Genomic DNA, 694 nt, shown 5'->3' with positions numbered 1-694 from the left:
GTCGCATAAGAAGAAGCGGTCGCCAAAGAAGAAAAAAGCGTCACACAAGAAGAAGAGTTCGAAGAAAAAGAAAGCTCATAAGAAGAGCAAGAAATCTTCTAAGAAACATAAGTCTTCACATAAAAAGAAGACTTCAAAGAAGAAAAAAGCTCATAAGAAGAGTAAGAAATCTTCGAAGAAGCACAAGTCTTCGCACAAAAAGAAGAAGAGTTCAAAGAAGAAAGCTCATAAGAAGAGTAAGAAATCTTCAAAGAAGCACAAATCTTCACACAAGAAGAAGGGCTCAAAGAAGAAAAAGTCCCACAAGAAGAGTTCGAAGAAACACAAGTCTTCAAAGAAACACAAATCTTCAAAGAAACATAAGTCTTCGAAAAAGCACAAATCTTCTAAAAAGAAGAAGTCATCGAAGAAGCATAAGGCTAGCGGCAGTGCCATGATTGCGACCCTTAGTCGTAAGACGGGTATCAGTAAGAGTATTATTGCCTTTGCGACCGATCTGATTGGGTATAATGACTTATATACGATGATCACTGGTAAAGACGCTGAAACTGGGAAACCCCGTTCACGGTTGGTTGGTGCGGCTTGGACGGCCTTTAACTTCATGCCAGTATCTAAAATCGCCAAACTAGCTAAAGTTGCTAAAATGATTAACAAGGCTAGAAAAGCTGAAGAAGTCGTTAAAGAAGGTAACCGA

General features: G+C 38.9%; 1 protein-coding gene. It reads left to right on the top strand.

From position 1 onward, the window contains the following. The coding region (locus ACG95_RS14475) for a pre-toxin TG domain-containing protein (protein WP_237756496.1) at positions 1–694 on the top strand (694 nt) is incomplete at both ends.

The organism is Lactiplantibacillus herbarum (assembly GCF_001039045.1).
GTDB lineage: Bacteria > Bacillota > Bacilli > Lactobacillales > Lactobacillaceae > Lactiplantibacillus > Lactiplantibacillus herbarum.
Note: the sequence above shows the minus strand (reverse complement) of the source record. Positions and strands in the feature narration are given on the sequence as shown.